The organism is Ktedonobacter racemifer DSM 44963 (assembly GCF_000178855.1).
GTDB classification, from domain to species: Bacteria; Chloroflexota; Ktedonobacteria; order Ktedonobacterales; family Ktedonobacteraceae; genus Ktedonobacter; species Ktedonobacter racemifer.
In genome coordinates this window covers 2,879,902-2,902,566 of the sequence record NZ_ADVG01000001.1, presented here as the reverse complement: position 1 = coordinate 2,902,566, position 22,665 = coordinate 2,879,902, and the positions used below count along the sequence as shown (strand labels likewise).

Sequence of the window (22,665 nt, the reverse complement as noted above, 5' to 3'; positions counted from 1 at the left end):
CTATACAATCGTTTCACCTAGCGTGGTGGTTGATCACGATAGGGTTGCTGTGAGAATGATCTCCGCTGAAGCTGTTCATCGGCCTGTTTCGCGGCGGCTGCCTGAGCGGGACTCATGCCACTTGTTCCGCCTGTCATGCCGCCAGGGGCCATGCCGGGGCGCCCTTCAGGACCATAGGCGCCGGTTGGAGGTTGCATCGGCTCCTGTGCTGTAGTGGGACGACCAAAACGGCCCTCTGTGCGCTGTAGCAGCTGTTGCGCAGATTCACGCCCACCCAGGCCAAAGGCCAGGCCAAAGGCTAGAGCCAGCGCGCCCACGATGGCGGCAAACAGGGTTTGCAGAATGGCTGGCGCGATCTGAAGCTGATAGAGCGCAAGCAAGGTTGCAAGCGCGATAATAGCTACGCGTGTGATGGTCGAGAAGACGCGCGGATTACCAACGCCACTCGATGCTGTCGCTCCTAAAACGAGATCTCCCACAAAGGTCGCGAGGAGCGTGCCCAGGAAGAGCGCGAGAATGGCTACAAAGACGTTTGGAATGTAGGCAACAATCGTACTGAGTAGATTGCTGATTGTAGGCAGTCCGAGGCTGTCGGATGCGGGCACAAGGAAGATCAAAAAGACGAACCAGAAGGCAACTCTACCTAGAAGCCTGGCTACATTTATATCTGTATTCAGGCGTCGCTCCAGGTTCACAAGACCAGCACGCTCGGATGCCGCGTCGACGTTTGCGCGGTGGCAAAGCCAGACTACAGCCTTCTCCAATGCTTTGGCTATGATAAAGCCAATTAAGAGAATTACCAGGAAACCAACGAGTTTGGGGATAAAGGCAAAGACAGCGGCTAAGACCCCCACCAGGGAGTTCCATACTGCCGCGCCCCAATTGCCAATCGTGTTCACTGCAAACTCCTTTCTCTCTCTCATACGAGGATCAGAAAGACGTGTACCTATCGATAGCATATTTAGTATAGTCATTCTCTTATAGTCGTGTTTACGTTGTATTACCTCTGGCATGAAGAAACTTTTCCATAAAGCTGTTCGTGATGTACATGATAAAGGAGTTGCTACGCGTCTCCTCTGCCTTGTGATGTGCTTTTGTAATTGCTCACGCAATTGCGTGTACTGGGTGTCGTGCGCGCAAAAAAACGGGTGTTCCCGCCTGGAAACGGGGGAAGGATGTTGTATGTCGCTTGAGGAAAAGGCCCTGGTTCACACAAGCACGCTCTTCGCCAATCCCTTTGACCTTGCGGACCTGGAAGTATTTGACGATGCCACGCTGCAACGGGTATGTGTGGGTGAGCATGCGAGCGTACCTTTTGAGACCCTGGCCTTGAGCTTGCGTGGTGCTCCTGAGAGCCTGTTGCGGCGCATTGCGCATTGTCTTTCACCTGCTCAATGGGCGCAACTTCAGCATGTGCAGCGCCGCTCCTGCCCCTCACAAGAGGACGTCGAGCACGCGCGACGCCTGCTGCTAGATCGCCTCTTCTGGGAGTTGACGTACTGGAAGACGCCCGAACTGTACGAGGAATTGACGGAGGGTGAGCACCTGCACCCAGAGATCTTTCCGCGTCTCGCGCCAGACATTCGCGCGAAAGAGGTGCTGGATGTTGGAGCTGGGAGCGGACGGGCGACCATTGAGTGCCTGCGTTATGGCGCGGCGCATGTCTATGCAGTCGAGCCTTCTCCGGGTCTACGTTGCATCCTGGAGCAGAAGTTGCGGCATATGCCTCAGCCCTCGCGCTTTGTCTCGTGTAGTGGCAGCTTTGAGGATCTCCCGCTAGAGGATCAGAGTGTGGACCTTGCGCTTTCCTGTTCCGCCTTTACGACGTTGCCGGGACAGGGAGGTGAGCCAGGACTGAGCGAATTGAAGCGTGTAACCCGCGCTGGTGGCAAGATCGTGCTCATCTGGCCTCGGTACGAGGACCGCGCCTGGCTGGAGGAGCATGGCTTTACGTACGTTACCCTCCCTATGGATCAGGAGATGCGTGTTCGCTTTCGTTCGCAAAAAGCTGCCCTGGAGTGCGCAAGGCGTTTTTACACACACAATCACGAGGTTGCGCGCTATGTCCTGACGCGTCAGAGCGCGGACATTCCTTTCTCGGTTATTGGCCTCAATCCCCCGTGTGAGTACTGCTGGCTTCAGGTGTAGTGCCAGCTGCGCAAAGATCTTATCCCGAAACCCAACGTCACTTGCGTGCCTAGCAGCGCTTCGCGCCCAGAGTTTTCGGATCAGAAGTGTATGTTCGAAAGGATGAGAGATACATGGTTGCAGAAACACAGTCTCCAACGACGACAAGCTGGATTGATACGCCACCCCGTAGTCCAGCCTTGCGTAAGTACAATGCCGAGCTTATCGAGCGTATGCCCTGGCTAGAGAAGGTGGCTAACCCGGTCCAGGGCTGGCTCCATAAGCTCTTTGGCCAGCCAGGTGAGCAGTCCTACAAAGTGAAGGATATGCTTAACGGCGTCTGGCTTGGTCACCCGGTGCATCCAGCCATTGTCACGATTCCGCTAGGAGCCTGGACCGCCACGCAGGTACTGGACTTTGCCTGGCTGCTGAATGAAGATGATGGTATCGCTCGTAGCGCGGATATCACGCTCTGGCTTGGCCTGGCAGGCGCGACTGGCGCAGCCCTGACGGGGGCATCGAACTGGGTAGATACCGATGGTCCGGAGCGCCGGACCGGTATCTGGCACGCCCTGCTCAACAGCGGCGTCACAGTACTCAATATTGGCTCGGCGATTATGCGCGTGACGGGACAACGCAAAACGGCAATTACGCTCTCGTCACTGGGGCTGACGATCTCGCTCTACTCGGCCTACCTGGGTGGCGAGCTCGCTTATTCCAGCGCGATTGGCGTCAATCGCGTGGCCCCTGAAGGCGGCTCAGATGATTTTGTGCCTGTGCTAGACGCGGAGAAGCTGGAAGAGAATAAGCTGACGCGTGTGGATGCAGCCGGAATTCCCGCCGTTCTCTACAAGAGTAATGGAAAAACCTATGCTATTGCCGCGACCTGCTCGCACCTGGGTGGGCCGCTGGACGAGGGACGCTGTGAGGCTGGCGTCGTCTACTGTCCCTGGCATAATTCAGGTTTTCGCATGAGCGATGGAAGCGTTGTAAATAGTCCCGCGGTCTACGCTCAGCCTACCTTTGATGTCCGTGTGCGCGAAGGAAAAATCGAGTTGCGTCGTCGCGAGCACGCCTAGCCTGTGGTGCTTTACACAGGGTAAGGGCGTGGTGGTGGGTGGACTCGGCCCATCCACCACCACGCCCTTACCCTATTCCCTTTTTCCCCTTTTCTCATCTACTCTTATCTAACCTCTCTACCTGGATTCTCCGGCTTCTCTGGCTGTTTTGTATACTATAATTTTGTATGTTTAAAGTTTAATGTAGAGTTTATATGCAAAGAATTCTAAGAAATGTCTTAGATTCAATTTATCTAGTTTAGGATCTGATTATAACTACGCACAGCAGGGGTTATCAGGGGTAATTCCTATTGTATTTCTTGTATGGAGAGTATACCCTAATTACAGAGAGCGAAAGAAATGGCCATAAATGGTATGTACATAGATGCTTGCACTGTGGCTGACTAGAGAGAAAGAGGAGGATAAGCGTGCAATATAACCAGAGCTCCACCAGCAATAAACCTTCACTTGAGATGACAGATGCTATTCTTGCAGATCTGATCCTTGCTGGCGACAGTCAAGCTTTTGAAATAATAGTGCAGCGCTATCATACATCGCTGTTCAACTTTATTTATCATTTCCTGGGCGACTATGACCAGGCATGTGATACGTTGCAGCAAGTATTTGTGCGTTTCTACACGTCTTTGCCTCGGCTGGGGACGAGTGAACCCTTCAAACCCTGGCTCTTTCAGGTTGCACGTAATTGCTGCATTGATGAACTCAGGCGCCGGCGCCGCTATGCCATTCAGTTTTCCCAGCTTGAGTCTTCGGGCGAGAATGGCGAGAGCGAGACCTCGCTGTTGAGTGAGATTCCCGATACCAATCCTCTGCCCGAAGAGGAGATTGAGCGCCTGGACATGCAGGATATGCTGCAAAGTGCCATTCAGTCTCTGCCTCCCAAGTTTCGTTCCGTCGTGCTGCTGCGCTACATCTCGCAGCTCAGCTTCTCAGAGATTGGCCAGGCCTTAAGTATGCCAGAGGCGACCGCCAAGACCTACTTCCATCGTGCGAAGAACCTGTTACGCAAGACCCTGGCACCCCAATTTCAAGCCACTTACGCCAGTTGAGTAACGTCATATACATCTGATAAAGGGAATATGGAATAGTATGATGCGCCCGGGCAACCGTAGGTTGCCCGGGCGCATCATACTATTCCATATTCCCTACGGAGGCTTAGAATCCGAGGTAGGAGCGGTATTTATTCCATTGAGCTACGAGGCGGTTGCGCATCTCTGAGCCAGGATAAGGGGCGTAGAATAGCGCGACGACGATACCCGCGACGAGGCCGAAGCGGAACAGTGCGCGTGCACGTGCGCGCTTGCGATGGTAGTGTTTATACTGATCCTGCACAGAGTCTTTGAAGTCTGCCGCGTTGCTGGCCGCGTGGCTCCAGGTATCTCCAGCCTGCTTCGACCCTTTATTAATCAGGTCAACGGTTTTAGAGATCTTAGGGGCGGCTACGCTCTTGTACGATTTGTTAAGGTTCTTCTGGACTTTCTTCAGATTCTTCTGCGCCAGTTTTGTATTGTGTTCGAAGACATCCTGAGCATTCTCAAGACCGCTGCTCAGGGCATCCTGGGCGGTTTCAATGCTCGATGTAAGCACATCCTGTGCCTTCTCCCAGCGGGGCTTAACTTCGTGTTTCATGGTCTTCTTGGCGTTTTTGCGCGCCTTCTTCAGTTTCTTCTCTGCCTGTTGCTGGTTGAGCTTCATCAACCCTTGCGCCAGGCCGATGCCCGCGATGAGCGCAGCCTGGGTTTTGTTCAGGCCAAAGCTCACCCGGTCCTGTACATCAGTATACCTGGACTGAGCGACATCTTTTGCCGTTCCATACTGGTTCTGGGCTGAATCCTTCAGATTACTCACGATACCCTTGGCTTTGTTTCCAATCACCTTCGTCTTATCCTGACTTTTGCCTAAGCCTGTTGCCATCTCTGCTCCCTCCTTTGCTTGTATATCTTTCCGAAGCCTGCTACGTGATTATGCCAGGTACAGCAATGGAGGCCTTAATGCAAGGCATATCATGCCGTGCCTGCTCATGTAAAGGCTTATTCTCTCTCGTTTGAGGCTGGATAGTTAGATAACGCGCCTCAATTGCTTCTTTACAAAGCTGAGGCGTGTAACCCTTGATCTATTGTTATATAGAGCACGCATGAGATAAGCTACTAGTTTCACTATGCACGAGATAAGAAAATATTTCCCTTGCATGTGGTAAGTGAAGCCTTTTTTGTTATACTCTTCTAGAGGTATATTGATAATTTAAAGGAGTGAATATGGCAATGCAAGATTCTTCTGCCATGCTCGCGGGGACGCGCACTGATGCGGTGGTCCCTGGGACACGCATCCCTATTGGGCCGGGGGCGCTCTCCCAGTTACGGACACCCAGCGATGTACACATCAACCCTGATGGGACACGTGTAGCCTTTGTTATTTCTGAATTTGTAGGTGAGGAGCAGCAGCGGCGCAGCCAGATCTGGACGCTGGCGCTCAATGATTCCCAGGCCCGTCCCGTCCCCTTACTACGTGATATAAAGCAGGCGAACAATCCACGCTGGTCCCCTGATGGCAGGTGGCTGGCCTTCGTCGGGGTTGCCGAGGGCGAGCGGGAGAAGTCGCAGCTCTACCTGGTAGATGCGCAGGGTGGGACGCCTCGCCGTGTGTGTACGATGCCGAACGGCATTCTTGATCTGGAGTGGTCCCCTGATGCGTGCTGTCTTGCCTTTACCTCCTTCGAGGGCGAGGAGCAGAAACATGATCCACTTGTATTGAATCTGGGGCGTCATCGTCGCCTCTGGACTATTTATCCGCAGATCTCTATCCCTCAGCCTATTACCTCGCCAGAGCTGAGCGTGTGGGAGTTTTCCTGGTCCCCTGATAGCAGCCAGCTTGCTCTGTATTACTCCACATTGCCGGATGAGAATGGATGGTATGGCGGCCAGGTTGGTGTCGTGACGGCCAATGGTGGCGCGGTACGCCAATTAACCCTGCTGGATCGGCAGGCAAGCAACCTGGTGTGGCATCCTGATGGCAAGCGCCTGGCTTATGTCTCGGGTGACTGGAGTGACCGCTGTCATGGCGCAGGCGACCTGTTCCTGCTGTCCATGGATGGGATCAGCGAGGTGCGTAATCTGACGCCGGGCGCGGAATATAGTGTGCACTGGTGCCAGTGGTTGGCAGGGGGAGAAGAGTTATTCTTCCTTGCCGTTAAGGACCTGACCTATATCCAGGGTATTCACGCTGTGCAGAGTGGGCAGGTGACTATCCTTGAGGAAGACTTTCCCGTGCAGGGTGGGCGCCTCTCGCTCTCCTCTGATGGCGCCACCTGCATCGCTATCCATTCATCGCAGCAAGCGACCCCTGATGTCTGGGCTGGCAAGGTGCAACGCGAGGAACAGCCTCATATCTCCTGGCGGCGCCTGACCCAGGTAAATGCGGTCTTCGAGGCGACCTATGCCCTGGCTAAGAGTGAACGCCTTAGTTATAGCAGCGTCGATGGCTGGCGTATAGACGCGCTCTTTACCCATCCCCTGGTGCGGAAATTTGAGGGAGACCCGCCCTTGATGGTGCTGGTGCATGGCGGCCCCTCGGGCATGTGGCTCGACGACGCCTCGCTCTTCTGGACACAGCTCTTCGCTTCCGCGGGCTATGCCGTGTTTCGTCCCAATGTGCGCGGTAGCTGGGGCCGAGGCGTGAACTTTGCTGATGCCGTCGTAGGTGACATGGGCGGCAAAGATTTTCAGGATATCATGTATGGTGTTGAGTACCTGATTACCGAGGGCATGATTGATCCGAGCCGTATTGGTGTTGCCGGGTGGAGCTATGGCGGCTTTATGACGGCCTGGGCTGTAACACAGACTAACCGCTTCCGTGTGGCGATTATGGGTGCCGGTATTACCGATTGGCATAGCTTCCATGCCGAGTCGAAGCTCTCTGACTGGGATCGCCACTTCCTGGGAGCCGATATGCTCGATCAGCCGGAGGTCTACCGTGAGCGCTCCCCGCTGACCTACGCTGGAAAGATTACGACCCCAACACTGATCTTACATGGCGAAAAAGACACGGTCTGCCCGGTCAGCCAGGCCCACGCCTTCTATCGCGCACTGATGGATGGCGGCGTGCCTGTTGAGGCCGCGATCTATCCGGGCGAGGGGCATGGTGTACGAGGTCGCTCCCACACACGCGATATCGAGGAACGAATTGTGCGCTGGCTAGAGACTTATCTCTAGCAACGGGATGCTCTCCGAGCGAGCGTGAGCCAGAATAATGCACACTTAAATGGTACAGTTGGTAATCAGTGTGCATGTTGTTTTCGGGCTCCTGGTAGGTGGTATGCCCTGACAGCCTGCAGGCTGTCAGGGGCATACCACCTACCAGGAGTGAGTGTGAAAGGATGCAATGTTATGAGTGCAGAGCCGGGCGAGGCGAAACCTATTTTTCTGCCCCTCTTCGAGGAGTTGCGTGGGCAAAAAGTGGTGATCCGCCCCTTTCGGGAAAGCGATGTGGCTCCCTATTATGAGGCGATTGAAGAGTCACGGGAGCATCTGGGTCCCTGGCTCCCTTTCGCAAACTATTATCATTGCGAGGCCGATGTGCTTCCCTGGATTCGTCGTGGCATGGCCGACTGGATCTTGCGCGAGGATTTAAAGCTACACATGTGGGATGCGCATGCGGAGCGCTTTCTGGGCGGATGTGGCATGCACCCACGTGATTGGCGTATCAAGAGCTTTGAGATCGGTTACTGGTTGCGGGCCAGCGCGACTGGAAAGGGATATATGACCGAGGCGGTGCGCTTGATGGTCGACTATCTCTTAGATGTGCTCCAGGCGCAACGCATTATGATTCGTTGTGAGGAGCAGAATCATCGGAGCGCCGCAGTCCCCAGACGCCTGGGTTTCGTCTATGAAGGAACAATGCGCCATGTGATTCCTGGTACTGATGGCACCCTGCGCAATGCGATGATATTTTCGCTTATACCCTCTGATCGCCATTAGCGCATATCCGCCAAAGCTTTTTTGGGGGAAAAGAGAGCGGGGACACCCCGCGCCCCGGCAGGGGAGACCCCTGCACCCCCTTTTGTTGCATAAAAGTAGTGATATGGTGGTTGAACGCGACCTGGAAAGGAGAGGCCCGTGTTCATTGAACACCCGACTTCACTTCCATTGCTGGACGAATTGCGTGGCGAGCGTGTGCTGGTACGCCCATATCGCAGCGCAGACGCAGATGCGCTCTACGCGGCGGTTGAAGAATCACGTGAACATGTGGGGCGCTGGCTTGCCTGGCCGCAGAGCTATAGTTCTGTACATGACGCGCATCTCTCAATTGCGCGCTGGAAGATGCGCCATTTTCTGCGCGAAGATTTCACCTGTTGTATTTATGCCCTGGACGGCGCTGAGCATGGAGGCCAGTTTGTGGGGAGTTGTTCCTTGCGCCCGGTTGAGTGGAGCATCGGCTACTTTGCGCTTGGGTACTGGGTGCGAGCTAGCGCCAGTGGCAGGGGATATGTGACCGAGGCGGCGCGTCTCCTCATTGCCTGGGCCTTTCGGCAGTACCAGGCGCAGCGCGTGGAGATTACCTGCGATGAGCGTAACCTTGCCAGCGCTGCGGTTGCGCGTCGCCTGGGTTTTGTGCAAGAGGCGTGCCTGCGTAACTCTCGGCCAACCATGACTGGTCAACCGCGCAATACGCTGGTCTTCTCGCTCTTGCGCGATGAACACAACCTCGAATAAGCGCTGCGGCCCCAGGGTTTAGCGTGCTAATCGTTGTGGTGTCTTGCCTGGACTGAGTGGGTCTGGGCAAGATGCGCTGGCTCCTGCTGAGCGAGATGCCAGCAGTCACGCGCAATCTCCCAGTCTTCTTCGGTGTGCACGACCAGGACGCGTACCGCCGAGTCGAAGCTGGCGATGTCTGTATCAACGGGGGAGGCATTGTTTTTCTGCTGATCGAGCTTGAGATGCAGATAGGGGAAACCCGCGCAGGCGCGTGCGCGTATCTCTGCCGAGTTCTCTCCCACGCCACCGGTAAAGAGCAGGGCATCGAGTCCTCCCAGGACCGCGACCATGGCCCCGATAAAGTAGCGCAGGCGATACACATAGATATCCATGGCCAGCTGTGCACGCTCGTTGTGTTGGGCCTCCTCCATGACCTGGCGTACGTCGCCAGAAATGCCCGATATTCCGCGCAGGCCTGATTGTTTGTTGAGAAGGGTTTCCAGGCGATCCGTGTCATAGCCATGCTCGCGCTGGAGATAGAAGAGGATGCTGGCGTCGATAGTCCCCGAACGCGTCCCCATCATCAGACCCTCCAGTGGGGTAAAGCCCATCGTCGTCTCGATACTCTTACCATCCTGGATTGCAGCCAGCGAGCAGCCATTGCCCAGGTGACAAGAGACAAGGCGTAGCGACTGGGCATCGCGCTGGAGGAGCTCGCCTGCGCGCCGCGAACAGTATTGATGGCTGATGCCATGAAAGCCGTAGCGCCGTATCCCCTGCTCATAGAGATCATAGGGGAGTGGATAGATCGCGCTGTGAGGCGGAAGGCTACTATGGAAGGCGGTATCGAAGCAGGCGACCTGAGGTACATCCCCCATGAGTTCTTCAATAGCCTGTATCCCCTCGAGATTGGCCGGGTTATGGAGAGGGGCAAAGCTCTTTAGCTGGTCGATAGTCTGTTTGACCTCCGGGGTGACCCAGACGCTTTTTTGATAATGAGGGCCGCCATGTACGACGCGATGACCCACGAGCGTAATCTCGGCTGGCGAGTCAATGACGCGTGCCTCCCCTTGCCACAGCGCCTGGAGCAGTTGTTTGACGACCTGGCCATGTGATCCAGGCTCCAACTCCGAGGTATGCTCTTTGCCTGTGCTCGTCTTAATTTTTAGCTCGACCTGGCCTTTCTCCTTCGTCCAATCGGCATGTGCCTGCCACAGTGGACGGGGTGCCTCGTGAGGCAAGGCGCTATCCACCTCATAGAGACAGCTCTTCTGGCTGCTGGAACCCGCATTCATAACCAGGATTTTCATAGCTATGTTACTGCCTTTCTAAATCTACTCAAATGCGCTCGATAGGTTATGGTCTTGTGGCACTGTTCTCAACATCTGCGGTGTTGAGAACAGTGCCACAAGACCTATTATTATTTATAGCACGTTGAAGTGGTATATCGGGATGTTGAAAAATATCTGTACGTTACGCATTTACAATCTATAGAGGAGCAAAAAATCCTATATTTTTCTGGTAATTTGACTTATACATGAATTATTCTGTGTATATCTGTATCAAATTGTTTTAAAATCGCTGTTAGTAAATATTTAGCTTCTGAAAAAGCTGTAACAAAATGACTTGCTAAATTGATTATCTCATGCATCTGAAAATCTTGGAGAAGCAATCGTCTTTTGTTTTCTTTTGTCTAAACGTCAAATGTAATGTTATGTGCATATGCAGGTGAGCAAACGTGTGAATCATGACCGGGCTTGCTGATCGCATATTTTCCATGGATGTGGTTGGGGAAAGACATGCTACAATCGGAACACCCATTTGTTGAAGCGCGAGGGAAGAGGGCGCGGGCCACGACGCAACGGCGTCGCAAGCGACTTTCTCCAGCCTTCATCTGCATGATCGGTGTGACGCTGCTGGTCATCGTGGGAATTATTTATAGCTCTGCCGAGGCATTAAACGAAGAGCTCTTTCATCTGCCTGTGTCTCAGGAAGAGGGGCTGACGCAGCCGTTTCTGCCAATTACGCAAGAGCGCGTCATTGATGGCTACCATATTTCGCTGTTGAAAGCCTATGCCGATGTCAACCAGGTCGTGGTGCTCTATCGTATCGCGGATGCGAAGGGTAATCCCGTGGCGGCTCAGGATCTGCTGCCTACATTGAGCGCTGCCGGGCAAGAGAAACTCCCCTGGCTCTTCCACGCCGAGGAGGAATGCAAGCGCCTGTTAGCCGGGCGCAGCGCATTTATTTTTGACGCGGCGCGCCTGCCCGTGACTAGTGGGATGCTGCGATTTCACCTGCAAATCAAGCATGTTCCACTTCCGGCTTCTTTAGTGCAAGTCGACGATGCGTTAAAGGTTCCAGTCCCGGTTGTGGACTTTGATTTTACCCTTCCTGTGCATGCAGGGCAGTCATTACAGGTTAATAAAAGCTTCACGCGTGATGGCGAGACCCTGACCTTGACGCATTTGCTGTTGACGGAGACAGGAGCGCGCCTCTTCCTTAAGCTCTCTTCAGCGCACCCGGGACAGAGGATGCAGCTCGCAGAGAAGGGGGTGCAGGTTCAGGTGGATACGAGATACTTTGATGGCTTTCCATCTATGGCGAGTGTAAGTCCCGGTGAGACCTCCTACCTGGTAGAGGATATTTTACGGGATAAGCCGGGTCGCTGGGTGTTGATGGCACGCCCTCGCTTTCCTCATAGCGAGGATGTCATTCCCCTGAGCCCTACCTGGCGGATCTCCTTTGAGATGCAGTATCCCTGAGGAAGACGCTACAAAGCAGGTGCCAGCATGCTTCTACGCTGGCACCTGCTTTGTGTCTGGAGACATGTGTTGTGTATTTTAGGGCTAGGGCTGTTGAGGATTTTGTGGATAGGGTGGATACTGCCCCTCCGGCTGCTGATACTGCGGGTACTGTCCTCCCGGTTGCTGTGGATACTGTCCCCCTGGTTGCTGTGGATATTGGCCTGATGGCTGCTGTGGATACTGTGGAGTTGGCGCTCCATACTGCTCAGCCTGGGGGGACTGAGGGTACTGCCCGGATGGCTGCTGTGGTGGATAGCCAGCAGGAGGATATTGTCCTGGCTGTATGTTTGGCTGGACTATGGTACGAGGCAGCAGTGGAAGCGCGCCTCCGACGATTACTACCAGCATGCCAACAATAAAGATCCAGCCACCGATCAGGAGACTGGCCGAGCTATTGAGTGAGAAAAGTCCGGCTGCCAGGCTTCCCAGCCCTCCCAGGTTGGTGAGACTGCTTTTGAAGGCGTCGACGAAGGTGTTGACACCCGAGGTCGTCAGGCCTGGAACGAGAAACTGGAAAATGAGTCCGACGACACCCAGGCCGATAAGAAGGTATTGTCCCCAGCGTGCCTGGATTTCAGAAGGCATTTTTGCTATGCCGAAGGGATCCTGGCGACGGTAGATGAGTAACGCGACCACGAGCAGGATCACGGCAATAAGTAAGACATTGATCCAGACGCCGCCATTTAAGGCTGCCAGGATAGGACCCTGCAAATCGATGCCGCTTGTTGTCGTCTGGGGAGCAGTGGAGTTGGTAGGAGAACTCATACCCATAGTCATCTCTAAATGAGCGAAGGGCAGAAATAGGAAGGCGACCAGGGCCACGAGCGCGCCAGCCGCCGCGATGAGATAGGAACGATTCCCGGGTTGGGTTAAACTTTGCATGTATTGATATACCTCTTCTCTAAGAGCGTGCTATGCACCGTACTCTCTGTCATACAACCTTGTGAAAACACACGATTCCTCTCTTATAGCAAACCTATTAGCGATATTCCGCCGGAGGTTGCTGCTCAGGGTGCTGAGGAGAGGCATAGGGATCTACTTGTGGCGTGGACGGATAGTTATACCCACTGCCAGGTTGCTGAGGAGACGAGGGAGTCTGCGGTGGATACGGATTGGCTCCAACTGGCGGATAAGCAGGAGGGTATCCCGGCTGCCCGGGTTGTCCCTGGTACGGGTTGGGCACAGAACCAGCCTGAGGCAAGAGAGCCTGGTGCAGCTTAGGATCACGTTGCAAGATCTCTATACCCGCGCTAACAATAACGGCTAACATACCGAGCAGGAAGAGCCAAGCCCCGATGTTATAGGACGCGCTGCTCTCGGTAATACTGGTCAGCAGGCTACTAATGCTTGACGAAGAGGAGCTACCAGTGCTGTTAACTGCATTGAAGAAGGAAGGGTCACTCTTAATAGTAGAGCCAAGATTGCTGACCACGATGAACTGGATAATCAATGCCAGTACGCCCGCGCCCGCCAGACCATAGAGACCCCACTGCGTCTGTGTCTCGGCCGGTGTCTGTCCACCAAAGGGACGAGAGCGATAGATAAGCAGGCAGGACACGACCAATGCTCCCAGGGCTAGGACAGCGCAGAGCCAGATGGCAGCCGCGGGACGGCTGATGAGCGTCGCGTTCAAAGGGAACGCTAAGGCGAGCGAGAAGATGGACGAGCTAATCTTAATATTCCAGGTCACAAACGGGAAGAGCAAGAATGAGAGCAACGCGATCAACGCGCCGATTGCGGAGATAAGAAAATAGCGATTTTTTCGCTCTTTGAGAGCATCCATGAATGCAAGACCTCCAAACTGTCAAATTCAATTGGCGTTGGATGATATTCTACAAAGGTTGTGTAAGGGAGATGTGGATGGAAAACATCTCCAGATGATGAGTTCTGCTTGGAAGCGCGTATCCTCCTTGATGGCATTTGTTGGATAAGGATTTACGCTTTTGATGCAGTAAATGCTTTATCGTTACGCTTCTCGATTATAACTTACTAATAGATAAATATCAATGAACTGCATCACTATTTGCGGGAAAGAAGGGGATGTGATGACGGCAGTGATGGCGGTCTGGCAGCGCCAGACCGCCATCACTGCCGTCATCACATCCCTTAAGAGGCGCGGGAGAGCAGGAGATCTTGAACGGAAGGGAGGGCGGTGATGGCGTGTAGCTCGTGGGCTAGAGAGACGACCTCGCCGATGATCGTGAGTGCCGGAGAGGTAATGTCCTGCTCAAGAGCCTGAAGGGCAATAGACTCCAGGGTGGCAACCAGGGTGCGCTGACGCGAGGTCGTGCCCTCCTGGATGATGGCGGCGGGCGTCTGGGGATTCATCCCGGCCTCTAGCATCTGCTGGGTAAAGCGTGGCAGGGCGCGTACTCCCATCAGGACGACGATGGTGCCCCCTAGCTTCGCCAACGCTTCCCAGTTGATAGCAGGGGCTTCATCTCCACCACGGGCTTCATGGCCAGTCACAATGGTCAGGGAGGAGGCATAGTCGCGGTGCGTCACTGGAATACCTGCCGCGGTTGGCACGGCGATGGCGGAGGTAATACCGGGGATGACCTCAAAGGAGATGCCGGCCTCTCGAAGCGCCAGGGCCTCCTCGCCGCCACGTCCAAAGACATAGGGATCGCCGCCCTTGAGCCGTGCCACGATCTTGCCTTCGCGAGCATACTTAATGAGCAATGCGTTGATTTCATGCTGCTTGAGGGTGTGGTGCTGTGGTTGTTTGCCCACGAAGATGCGCAGGGCCGAAGGATGAGCCTCTTCCAGGAGCTCAGGCGCGACCAGGCGATCATAAAGAATCACCTCCGCTGCGCGTAGACTGCGCAGACCTTTGACTGTAATCAATTCCGGGTCGCCTGGACCTGCCCCGATTAAGAAGACGTGACCTGTTTCTGATTGGACCATGCTTCGTTCCCTCCTTCTTGCAATGCCTGGAAGAGTGTCTCGATTGTCGTTGTGATGCCATATGGCTGGAGTAGCGCGACGGTGATGCTCAAGGCCTCGCTCTGTTCGCCCTTCTCCAGGTGCTGGAGAATAGGTGAGCCATAGAAGGCGCCAAAGAAGTCATCGCGCTGGTCATAGCTCACGCCCTGTGCACGCAGGAGTGTGCGCGCCACGGTCGCCAGTTGCAGATAGAGCTCATAGGCTGAGGGAAAGAGCTGTTCCAGGTGTTGGCGGATGCGTTTAGAGAGACTTGGGCTGGCTCCCTCCGTCGAGACGGTAATGGTGAGTTGACCGCGTCGCAAGATCGAGGGGAGAATAAAATTGCAGCGTGCGGGAACGTCCACGATATTGAGCAATTGCCCGCGCGCCGTGGCCTCCTGCCAGATCGCTTCGATTAAGTCCTGGTCGTTTGTTACCGCGACCACCACAAAGAAGCCTGCCAGATCGCCTACCTGAAAGTCTCTGGCCTGGAAGGTGACCTGGTTTGGATACTGCTGGGCCAGGGCCTGCATTTCTGGACAGAGGCTTGCACTGAGAATGGTGACCTGGGCGCCGCAGGCAAGAAGCGAGGTGGCTTTCTCCGCCGCGATACGATCACCACCGATGACGAGGACTGGACGCTGGCGAACATTGAGCATAATGGGGTAGTAACCGGGCATGAACGCTCCTGTGGTCAAAATAGGGTTACGACTGATTGGTTGCTCTCTCTCGCCCGGGGAGCGCCTTTGCGACCGAGCGAGAAGAGATACGACTGTTAGCGTTAATGCGGAAGCGAGGGCGAGGCCACGCGCTCACGTAGCTGCTCTACCCCGATGCGATGGCAGAAGTCACCAAAGCTTTCCTGGGGCTGGCGCTCCGCTTTCCAGAGCGAGAGCAGGGGCGTGAGTGTCTCCACAATTTTATCGGTATGGATCGATGTTGCATAGAGCGTATTGAGACGTGCATTGGGACGGTCGCCACCGATATACACATTATAGAGGTTTTTTGAGCGGCCAACCAGCCCGATGTCACCCATATAAGGGCGCGCACAGCCATTGGGGCAGCCCGTCATACGCACGCTGAGCGGCTCTCCATCCAATCCAAGCTCGCGCAGAGGAACATCAAGCTGTTGCATGACATCTGGTAGCGCGCGCTCGGCTTCGGCCAGCCCAAGGCCGCAGGTGGGCAGGGATGGACACGCCATGGCGAAGCGATAGGAGCCAACCTTGCTGGGATCAGTCTCGATACCATATGAGCGTAATTGTGCCTCTAGCGCCTCACGATCTGCCATCTCGATATCGGTCAGCAAGATGTTTTGCTGGCCCGTAAAGCGGACGCCTGGCTTGTAATGGCTGATGATGTCGCGTAAGCCGCTCTTGAGTTGGAGCTGCTCGATATCGCGAATACGTCCATTCTGGACATGCAGGCCCAGGAACCAGCGCCCATCGGCCTGCTGGTGCCAGCCCAGGTGATCTTCAACATCATGCAGGTGAACGGGGCTGGGTTCGCGAAGCGTGTAGCCCAGGCGCTCCTCAACCTGTTGCTTAAACCAGGCGATGCCGCGCTCTTCAACGACGTATTTCATGCGCGCATGCTTGCGGTTCTTGCGGTCGCCATAATCGCGCTGCACGGTGACAATCGTCTCGATGACTTTCAGGGCCTCCTCTGGCTTGACATCGCAGAACGGGTTTGCCAGGCGAGGATAGGTCTCAGTCTTGCCATGGGTCGTACCCATGCCGCCGCCAATGACCAGGGTAAAGCCGGCCAGATCTTCGCCATCCAGGATCGCGACCAGGCCCACATCCTGGGTATAGACATCGACGCAGTTGTCACCGGGGAAGGCGACGCCGATCTTAAATTTGCGCGGCAGATAGGTCGGCCCATAGATGGGCTCTACCTCTTCGGATGTAGCGGTAGGCGTCTCAATCTTCTCGCCATCGATCCAGATCTCGTGATAAGCCTGGCTACGTGGGGCCAGGTGCATCGCGATCTCATGGGCGATCTCCTGTACCTGGGCCTGGGCGCGACTGCTTGTGGGAGCCGGGCAGGCCATAACGTTGCGGTTAACATCGCCACAGGCCGCGAGGGTGCTCAGCAGAGTCTCATTGATGCTGGCGATGGCTGGCTTCAGTTCGCCCTTGAGGATTCCATGCAATTGCAGACCCTGGCGCGTTGTAATGCGGATCGTTCCATTGGCGTATTGATTCGAGATATCATCGTGCGCCAGGTACTGTTCGGCTGTGATTGTGCCTCCAGGAATGCGCGTACGCACCATGAACTGATAGGCCTTCTCGGTGTGGGCCGCCTTGCGCTGCTGACGCGCGTCGCGATCCTCCTGCTGATAGATGCCGTGAAATTTGATAAGCTGAATCTGGTCCTCGGAGAAATGCGAGCTCTCACTTGCCAGTTCCTCGGGGAGTTGGCCCCGTAGATGCTGGCTTTCCAGCTTGATATGCTCGACTTTACTACCCTCACCTGGACCAAGATGCTTGAGATCGTTCGCCTGTATTTCGTCCTCGTGGCCTATCGACATAGCTCTTCCCTTCCTGAAAGTGTCCAGCAACCAATAAATACCTGCTTGGCAAAGTTGATATATTAGATCAACAAAATAGATTTAGTTTTGTTTACACTATAGGCTCTAACCATAGGTAATGTCAAGTGTAAGGAAACGAGCGCCGTACACAGCGTCCATGGACGCTGTGTACGGCGCTCGTTTCCTTACACTTTTAGACCGTGGCGTGTTTACGGGGGCGCGTGCTTGCCTGGGGCTTGCAGCGGAAGGCGAAGAAGGGGCTGCTATGATTTTCGGGCATATAGCCGCGAATATGCGTGCCCCCCTCTTCATACTCCTCGCACTCCATGGTGCCAAACTGGTGGAATTGCGCGACCAGGTCGCCCCGGTCGTATGGAATAAGCACATCGAGTGACACAAACTGGCTGACCAGGGCCTGGCTGATGCAGCGCAAGAGATCGGAGATGCCTGTCCCTTTGAGGGCCGATACCTGTACCTGTGGTAGGGTAGCGGCAATGCCCTCCAGCGGGGGGAGTGTCGTACCGGGCTCCAGGTTATCGCTCTTGTTGAGGGCGATAACTATAGGCATGCCCCCAGCACCAATCTCCTCCAGGACCTCCTCCACGGCCAGGATCTGGTGGTTGACATGCGGATGTGAGCTATCTACCACGTGGACCAGCAGGTCGGCAGCATTGACCTCTTCCAGGGTCGCGCGGAAGGCCGCGACCAGCGTGTGTGGTAGGCGCTGGACAAAACCCACGGTATCGGTCAGAAGGAACTCCTGTCCACCCTCGATACGTGCGCGGCGCGTGGTTGGATCCAGCGTGGCAAAGAGCTTATCCTCGGCGAGTTTCTGGGCCCCCGAGAGACGGTTGAGCAGTGTTGACTTGCCTGCGTTGGTGTAGCCGACGAGGGCCACGACAGGCGCGCCTGCATACTTACGACGATCCCGGTGAAGCTGGCGCTGTGAGCGTACCAGCTCAAGCTCTTCCTCAAGCTGCTCCTTCTGGCGGCGCAGCAAGCGTCGGTCGACCTCAATCTGTTTCTCACCTTCACCGCGTTGCTGTGTGCCACCGCGCTGGCGCGAGAGGTGGGACCACTGGCGAGCCAGGCGCGGCAGATCATACTCAATCTGTGCCAGTTCAACCTGTAGACGGCCCTCACGTGTCTGGGCGCGCTGGCCGAAGATGATCAGGATGAGGGCTGTGCGATCGAGTACCTGAACCTCCAGCTTGCGCTCAAGGTTGCGGTGCTGCACAGGTTTGAGTTCCAGGTCAAAGATGACGGCATCGCAGTCGTGGGACTTGACAAGTTCCGCGATCTCATCCACCTTTCCTGAGCCCACAACGGTGCCTGGATGTGGATGAGGGAGACGCTGTACAGCGCGGTCAACACAATTGACACCCGCAGTCTGCGCGAGTTGCTCCAGCTCATCTAACGATTCCTCGACGGGCCAATCATTCTCTGGCGTATCCACACTCACCAGGATTGCGCGCCTGGGGGCTTCTGCCAGTAGCCCTGACATATGTTTCTCTTCGTATACGTTGGCACTATTATATTCTTCGGGCATCGTTGCTCCTTCTCTTCTGCTCTCTACCTTGTTGTTGTTTGTTGTGAAATTTTCTTTGCGCTTTGGCGTGTCAAGCAAGCGTTATATTCCTCTGTGAATGGGCGAAAAGCCGGTATAGTTGTGTCAAGTATGGGGATGTCTTGTATGCGCTGGCGATCCAGGCAATAGATGCCATGAGGAGCGACAGGGCCAGGGTAGGATGGGGGAAAGAAGGTGTCTTTGTAGAGAGACAAAGGGAAAGCGGAAGAAAGAAATGGATCAGGTCTCTTGCGTTCGTTCGCGACAAAGCCTTCTTTACCATCTACCAATATGTGTCTTAGCGCTCGTTTACTGTTACCAGTAATCGGCAAAAAAGATGCCCCGCTGAAAAGCCAGGTCAGCATCCCACGTGGTAGATAAGATTTAGATGAAGGCGTTTATCACTATCGCGTACTCTCCTGATGTGTGTTGATATCTATCATTTATACCTGAAATGGCGGGAAAAGTCAAGTGTTACAAGGGGGCAGTTTTTATATGGTGAGGTACAGTTAACAGCCTGCGGCCGTCAACTGTACCTCACCATACACTCTAAAAAGTTTTTCATGCCAGGACAATGGGGAGTTTACCCAGGCCGCGGAAGACGATGCCTGAAAACCACTGGACTGCTTGCTCATCGGCGATCTTGGCCTGGCTCAGGCGGCGTGCCAGGGAGGCAAAGGCGATCTCGGCCTCCAGGCGTGCCAGGGGCGCTCCCAGGCAATAGTGAATGCCCTGACCAAAGGCCAGGTGATGGTTCTCTTTACGATCCAGGTGGAGGTTATCGGGATCGTAAAATTGTTCAGGATCATGGCTGGCCGCTCCGAGGCACATAATGACGTTCTGCCCGGCGGTGATGTGCTTGTCGCCGATCTGCATATCGGCAGTGGCGACGCGCGAGGTGGCCTGGACCGGGCCATCATAGCGCAGGAGTTCCATAATGGCCAGGGGAGCCTGCTCCGGGTGAGCTTTGAGCCACGCGAACTGCTCTGGATGACGCGCTAGGGCGAGGAAGCCATTGCCGATCAGGTGTGTGGTTGTGCCGTGTCCCGCGGCCAGCAGTAATACACAGTTGCCCAGCAGTTCATCCTCACTCAGTTTGTCCTGTCCCTCATGCGCGTTGATGAGCGCCTGGAGCAGGTCTTCGCGAGGAGTCTGAGCACGTTGGGCGATCAGATGGCGAAAATATTGAATGAACTCGTTGACGCCATAGAGGCCGCGAATAGCATCATCGGCGGAGATGTCTGTGGCTTCAAGAAGTGCTCCAAAGTCGCCTGACCAGATAATAAAGCGCTCACGATCTTCGGGCGGGACCCCAAGCAGTTCGGCGATGACGATGGCGGGTAGGGGATAGGTGAAATGCTCGATTAAGTCGGTCTGGCCCTCAGTCTGCATGGTATCTAAGAGTTGATCCACAAGCTGTTGAATATGCGGACGGATGGCTTCAACGACGCGCGGTGTAAAGGCCTTGGAGACCAGCCCGCGCAGGCGTGTATGGTCGGGGGGATCCAGGAAGAGCATCTGGCGTGTGAGCGCACGTATGGGTGGCTCAATCGCCTGCTGAAACTCAGCAGGGAATCCGCTGGTATCAAAGGTGAAGCGAGCGGCGGTGAAGCGTGGATCGCGTAACGCGCTCAAGACGTCTTTATAGCGCGTCAAGACCCAGCTATGGGCCGCTTCATCCCAATACACGGGATCGTGTTCGCGTAACTGATGATAGAGTGGATAGGGGCTCTCCTGGTAACGTGTTTGCATGACCTCCACCAGGCTGAGGCTGCTTGCGTTTTGAGATGACACCGTCTCTTCCTTCCTTTCACAGATATCCAGTCTGTCAATTGTCGCCAGGGTGTCTCATCTCTTATACGCGCCTGGTAAATCACAGTTGCAGTCTTTTTATGGGGTAAGTGGTGTGCTGTCCTGAGACCGCAGGCCGTCAGGACAGCACACCACTTACCCCATAAAACTATGCTCGCTCAAGGAGCTCGTCATAGCGCTCATCGTAATGGACGATGCGCCCTTCGGGCATCAAGAGCAGCGTATCTGGCTTCAGGTCGCGTACAAACTCGACATCGTGGGTGACGGTCATAATCGTACCGTTATAGGTTCCAAGCGCCTCGCCGACAATTTTACGCGATGTGGCATCCAGGTGGCTGGTAGGCTCGTCGAGTACGAGCAGGTTAGGGCCATCCAGGACCATCTTTGCCAGGGCCAGGCGCGTCTTCTCGCCTCCACTGAGGGTCTGGATCTTCTGGAAGACACGCTCGCCATTGAAGAGGAAGCGTCCCAGAACATTGCGTACGCGCTTCATATTCTCAGGGAGAACCTCGCTGGCCTCGTGCAGTACGGTGTTCTCATAGTCAAGGCCTTCATTCTCCTGCGCGTAGTAGCCCAGGCGTACACGCTCCCCCTGTATAGCTTTCCCTGCATTGAGAGGGGTGAGACCAAGGAGTGTACGCAGCAGCGTCGTCTTGCCCGCGCCATTGAGGCCGACGATGACCAGGCGCTGCCCGCGCTCTACCTCGAAGTTGATCTCGTTGAAAATGACCTTGCTGCCATAGCTCTTGCTGAGCTGGTCGGCCTTAAGCACGAGCTGGCTACTTGGATAGCGTACCGGAAAATCGATCTTGATGCGGCGACTCTCCTGTGGTAGCTCGGACTTGCTGGTCTCCAGTTCAGAGATGCGCCGATCAAGCGAGCGACGCTGACTTACGCGTGTCGCGCCGAAGCGGCGTAGGCGGTCGGAGGTCTTGCGCAGGCGATCAATCTCGCGCTCCTGCTGCTTCTTGTTTTTTTCCAGAAGTGCCAGGGCGTCGCCCGTGACTGAGAGGTAGTGGGTATAGGTTCCCTTATACTCCTCAAGGGCGTGCGAAAACTCATTCAGGCGCAGAATCTTGGTAATGCTGCGGTCCAGCAGGTCCAGGTCGTGCGAGATGATGAGCAGCGCGCCACGATATTCCTGTAGAAACTCCATCAGCCAGCCCGCGGCCTCCACATCCAGGAAGTTGGTAGGCTCGTCGAGCAGGAGGAGTTCGGGCGATTGGAAGAGGAGCCGGACCAGGGCCAGCTTTGTCTTCTGCCCACCGCTCAGAGTATTTACGGAGCGGTCAAGTGTCAGACCTCCGATATTCAGACCCGCGATCAGCTCCTCGCAGCGCGCGTCGGCCTCGTAGTAACCCAGGCGTTCCAGGGCCTCCTGTGCCAGCGAAAAGTGCTCCAGGAGCGTCTCCAGTTCATCGCCAGTGGCGCTGGCGATCTGCCCGGAGAGCTGTTCATACTGCTCGATGGCGCTATCCAGGCCTGTGCTATTGAAGATGAAGTCACGCACGGTACCATTTCCGGCCGTTCCCTCTTCGTGGGCGATATCCTGCGAGAGGTAGCCAAAGGTGCGTGGGCGAGCGATGGTGCCGCTATCGGCCTCCTGCTGGCCCGCGACAATTTTGAGCAGTGAGCTTTTTCCGGCACCATTGACGCCGATCAGGCCGGCTTTCTCGCCAGGTGCGACCGTAAAAGAGACATCATTGAGGATTAAGCGTGCCCCATATGAAAGTTGTAGATGATTGACTTGCAGCATAGCGTTTTCTTATTTCTCCTAAGGCGCTTCGGTTTTATATTTAGACAAGATGGTGATCGGTACATGTTGTTGTAGGCTGGCGTAGGCACGATCTACCAGCGGCAAGAAAAGGGGCAGGGCATGTCTCACCCATGGATATGCGGGAAGCGCAGGCCGCGAGCAAGCAGCAAGACGATCCGCTGCCCAGCGACACACGCCATGGCGAGAGAAATGGGAGGAAGGAAAGAAACTGGAGGTAAGCCAGGTGAAGACACAGCAATAAAAAACCTCTTTAGTGTGAGAGGTCAGCCTCTATGCTGTCGCGTGCCACTTTCCTACCGCATGAGCCCGGCGTGGTCGCTCATGCGGCAATTATTATTGCGAGAGATACAC

Annotated in this window: 18 protein-coding genes; 7 read left to right on the top strand and 11 right to left on the bottom strand. The window is 55.2% G+C overall.

Features of this window, described 5'->3' with window-relative positions:
• Nucleotides 1–17: 17 nt before the first annotated feature.
• Nucleotides 18–899, bottom strand: a complete 882-nt coding sequence (locus KRAC_RS12380) for a mechanosensitive ion channel family protein (RefSeq protein WP_007907383.1) — start codon at nucleotides 897–899, stop codon at nucleotides 18–20.
• A 283-nt stretch (nucleotides 900–1,182) separates the two neighbouring features.
• On the opposite strand from KRAC_RS12380, the gene KRAC_RS61375 reads away from it, so the two are divergent.
• From KRAC_RS61375 to KRAC_RS12365, 3 genes are all read left to right on the top strand, one after another.
• Complete coding sequence (locus KRAC_RS61375) at nucleotides 1,183–2,148, top strand: methyltransferase domain-containing protein (protein WP_007907381.1); 966 nt, start codon at nucleotides 1,183–1,185, stop codon at nucleotides 2,146–2,148.
• 113 nt (nucleotides 2,149–2,261) lie between these two features.
• Nucleotides 2,262–3,206, top strand: coding sequence for a Rieske (2Fe-2S) protein (locus KRAC_RS12370; protein WP_007907379.1), 945 nt, complete (start codon nucleotides 2,262–2,264; stop codon nucleotides 3,204–3,206).
• Nucleotides 3,207–3,613: 407 nt separating this feature from the next.
• Nucleotides 3,614–4,252 carry an RNA polymerase sigma factor gene (locus KRAC_RS12365; RefSeq protein ID WP_007907376.1) on the top strand — a complete coding sequence of 213 codons (639 nt, stop codon included), beginning with the start codon at nucleotides 3,614–3,616 and terminating at the stop codon, nucleotides 4,250–4,252.
• A 106-nt stretch (nucleotides 4,253–4,358) separates the two neighbouring features.
• Here KRAC_RS12365 and KRAC_RS12360 read toward each other — a convergent pair whose 3' ends face one another.
• The gene (locus KRAC_RS12360; protein WP_007907373.1) at nucleotides 4,359–5,117 is read right to left on the bottom strand and encodes a hypothetical protein; all 759 of its coding nucleotides are present in this window, start codon (nucleotides 5,115–5,117) and stop codon (nucleotides 4,359–4,361) included.
• A 347-nt stretch (nucleotides 5,118–5,464) separates the two neighbouring features.
• Here KRAC_RS12360 and KRAC_RS12355 point away from each other — a divergent pair, with 347 nt between their 5' ends.
• From KRAC_RS12355 to KRAC_RS61370, 3 genes are all read left to right on the top strand, one after another.
• A complete protein-coding gene (locus KRAC_RS12355) occupies nucleotides 5,465–7,411 on the top strand; it encodes a S9 family peptidase (protein ID WP_040442421.1) in 1,947 nt (648 codons plus the stop codon).
• 174 nt (nucleotides 7,412–7,585) lie between these two features.
• Entirely contained in the window at nucleotides 7,586–8,176 is a 591-nt protein-coding gene (locus tag KRAC_RS12350; RefSeq protein WP_007907369.1) for a GNAT family N-acetyltransferase, read from the top strand.
• Between the two features lie 138 nt (nucleotides 8,177–8,314).
• Entirely contained in the window at nucleotides 8,315–8,911 is a 597-nt protein-coding gene (locus tag KRAC_RS61370) for a GNAT family N-acetyltransferase (protein WP_007907367.1), read from the top strand.
• Nucleotides 8,912–8,937: 26 nt separating this feature from the next.
• Here KRAC_RS61370 and KRAC_RS12340 read toward each other — a convergent pair whose 3' ends face one another.
• The gene (locus KRAC_RS12340; protein ID WP_007907365.1) at nucleotides 8,938–10,203 is read right to left on the bottom strand and encodes an acetate/propionate family kinase; all 1,266 of its coding nucleotides are present in this window, start codon (nucleotides 10,201–10,203) and stop codon (nucleotides 8,938–8,940) included.
• A gap of 489 nt (nucleotides 10,204–10,692) precedes the next feature.
• Here KRAC_RS12340 and KRAC_RS12335 point away from each other — a divergent pair, with 489 nt between their 5' ends.
• Nucleotides 10,693–11,658 (top strand): hypothetical protein, encoded by a 966-nt coding sequence (locus tag KRAC_RS12335; RefSeq protein ID WP_007907363.1) that lies wholly within the window; start codon nucleotides 10,693–10,695, stop codon nucleotides 11,656–11,658.
• Between the two features lie 84 nt (nucleotides 11,659–11,742).
• Here KRAC_RS12335 and KRAC_RS12330 read toward each other — a convergent pair whose 3' ends face one another.
• The 8 genes from KRAC_RS12330 to KRAC_RS12290 form a co-directional block, all read right to left on the bottom strand.
• Entirely contained in the window at nucleotides 11,743–12,582 is an 840-nt protein-coding gene (locus KRAC_RS12330) for a cation diffusion facilitator family transporter (RefSeq protein WP_007907360.1), read from the bottom strand.
• Between the two features lie 97 nt (nucleotides 12,583–12,679).
• On the bottom strand, nucleotides 12,680–13,483 hold the full coding sequence (locus KRAC_RS12325; protein ID WP_007907358.1) for a hypothetical protein: 804 nt from the start codon (nucleotides 13,481–13,483) through the stop codon (nucleotides 12,680–12,682).
• Between the two features lie 323 nt (nucleotides 13,484–13,806).
• Nucleotides 13,807–14,607 (bottom strand): uroporphyrinogen-III C-methyltransferase, encoded by an 801-nt coding sequence (gene cobA, locus KRAC_RS12320; protein ID WP_007907354.1) that lies wholly within the window; start codon nucleotides 14,605–14,607, stop codon nucleotides 13,807–13,809.
• Nucleotides 14,574–15,305: a precorrin-2 dehydrogenase/sirohydrochlorin ferrochelatase family protein gene (locus tag KRAC_RS12315; protein WP_007907352.1), complete on the bottom strand. Its 732-nt coding sequence runs from the start codon at nucleotides 15,303–15,305 to the stop codon at nucleotides 14,574–14,576. The genes cobA and KRAC_RS12315 overlap by 34 nt, the downstream gene beginning before the upstream one ends.
• 101 nt (nucleotides 15,306–15,406) lie before the next feature.
• Nucleotides 15,407–17,158, bottom strand: a complete 1,752-nt coding sequence (locus KRAC_RS12310; protein ID WP_007907351.1) for an NADPH-dependent assimilatory sulfite reductase hemoprotein subunit — start codon at nucleotides 17,156–17,158, stop codon at nucleotides 15,407–15,409.
• Between the two features lie 193 nt (nucleotides 17,159–17,351).
• The gene (gene hflX, locus KRAC_RS12305) at nucleotides 17,352–18,707 is read right to left on the bottom strand and encodes a GTPase HflX (RefSeq protein ID WP_007907350.1); all 1,356 of its coding nucleotides are present in this window, start codon (nucleotides 18,705–18,707) and stop codon (nucleotides 17,352–17,354) included.
• A gap of 579 nt (nucleotides 18,708–19,286) precedes the next feature.
• On the bottom strand, nucleotides 19,287–20,519 hold the full coding sequence (locus KRAC_RS12295; protein WP_007907349.1) for a cytochrome P450: 1,233 nt from the start codon (nucleotides 20,517–20,519) through the stop codon (nucleotides 19,287–19,289).
• Between the two features lie 166 nt (nucleotides 20,520–20,685).
• Complete coding sequence (locus KRAC_RS12290; RefSeq protein WP_007907348.1) at nucleotides 20,686–22,293, bottom strand: ABC-F family ATP-binding cassette domain-containing protein; 1,608 nt, start codon at nucleotides 22,291–22,293, stop codon at nucleotides 20,686–20,688.
• Nucleotides 22,294–22,665: the final 372 nt, after the last annotated feature.

Bases quoted from the DNA above. Each gene is read 5' to 3' on its own strand.
- KRAC_RS12325 (WP_007907358.1), bottom strand. From the start codon at position 13,483: ATGGATGCTCTCAAAGAGCGAAAAAATCGCTATTTTCTTATCTCCGCA.
- KRAC_RS12290 (WP_007907348.1), bottom strand. From the start codon at position 22,293: ATGCTGCAAGTCAATCATCTACAACTTTCATATGGGGCACGCTTAATC.
- KRAC_RS12370 (WP_007907379.1), top strand. From the start codon at position 2,262: ATGGTTGCAGAAACACAGTCTCCAACGACGACAAGCTGGATTGATACG.
- KRAC_RS12340 (WP_007907365.1), bottom strand. From the start codon at position 10,203: ATGAAAATCCTGGTTATGAATGCGGGTTCCAGCAGCCAGAAGAGCTGT.
- KRAC_RS12335 (WP_007907363.1), top strand. From the start codon at position 10,693: ATGCTACAATCGGAACACCCATTTGTTGAAGCGCGAGGGAAGAGGGCG.
- KRAC_RS12310 (WP_007907351.1), bottom strand. From the start codon at position 17,158: ATGTCGATAGGCCACGAGGACGAAATACAGGCGAACGATCTCAAGCAT.
- KRAC_RS12360 (WP_007907373.1), bottom strand. From the start codon at position 5,117: ATGGCAACAGGCTTAGGCAAAAGTCAGGATAAGACGAAGGTGATTGGA.
- KRAC_RS12350 (WP_007907369.1), top strand. From the start codon at position 7,586: ATGAGTGCAGAGCCGGGCGAGGCGAAACCTATTTTTCTGCCCCTCTTC.
- KRAC_RS12355 (WP_040442421.1), top strand. From the start codon at position 5,465: ATGCAAGATTCTTCTGCCATGCTCGCGGGGACGCGCACTGATGCGGTG.
- KRAC_RS12330 (WP_007907360.1), bottom strand. From the start codon at position 12,582: ATGCAAAGTTTAACCCAACCCGGGAATCGTTCCTATCTCATCGCGGCG.
- KRAC_RS61375 (WP_007907381.1), top strand. From the start codon at position 1,183: ATGTCGCTTGAGGAAAAGGCCCTGGTTCACACAAGCACGCTCTTCGCC.
- hflX (WP_007907350.1), bottom strand. From the start codon at position 18,707: ATGCCCGAAGAATATAATAGTGCCAACGTATACGAAGAGAAACATATG.
- KRAC_RS12315 (WP_007907352.1), bottom strand. From the start codon at position 15,305: ATGCCCGGTTACTACCCCATTATGCTCAATGTTCGCCAGCGTCCAGTC.
- cobA (WP_007907354.1), bottom strand. From the start codon at position 14,607: ATGGTCCAATCAGAAACAGGTCACGTCTTCTTAATCGGGGCAGGTCCA.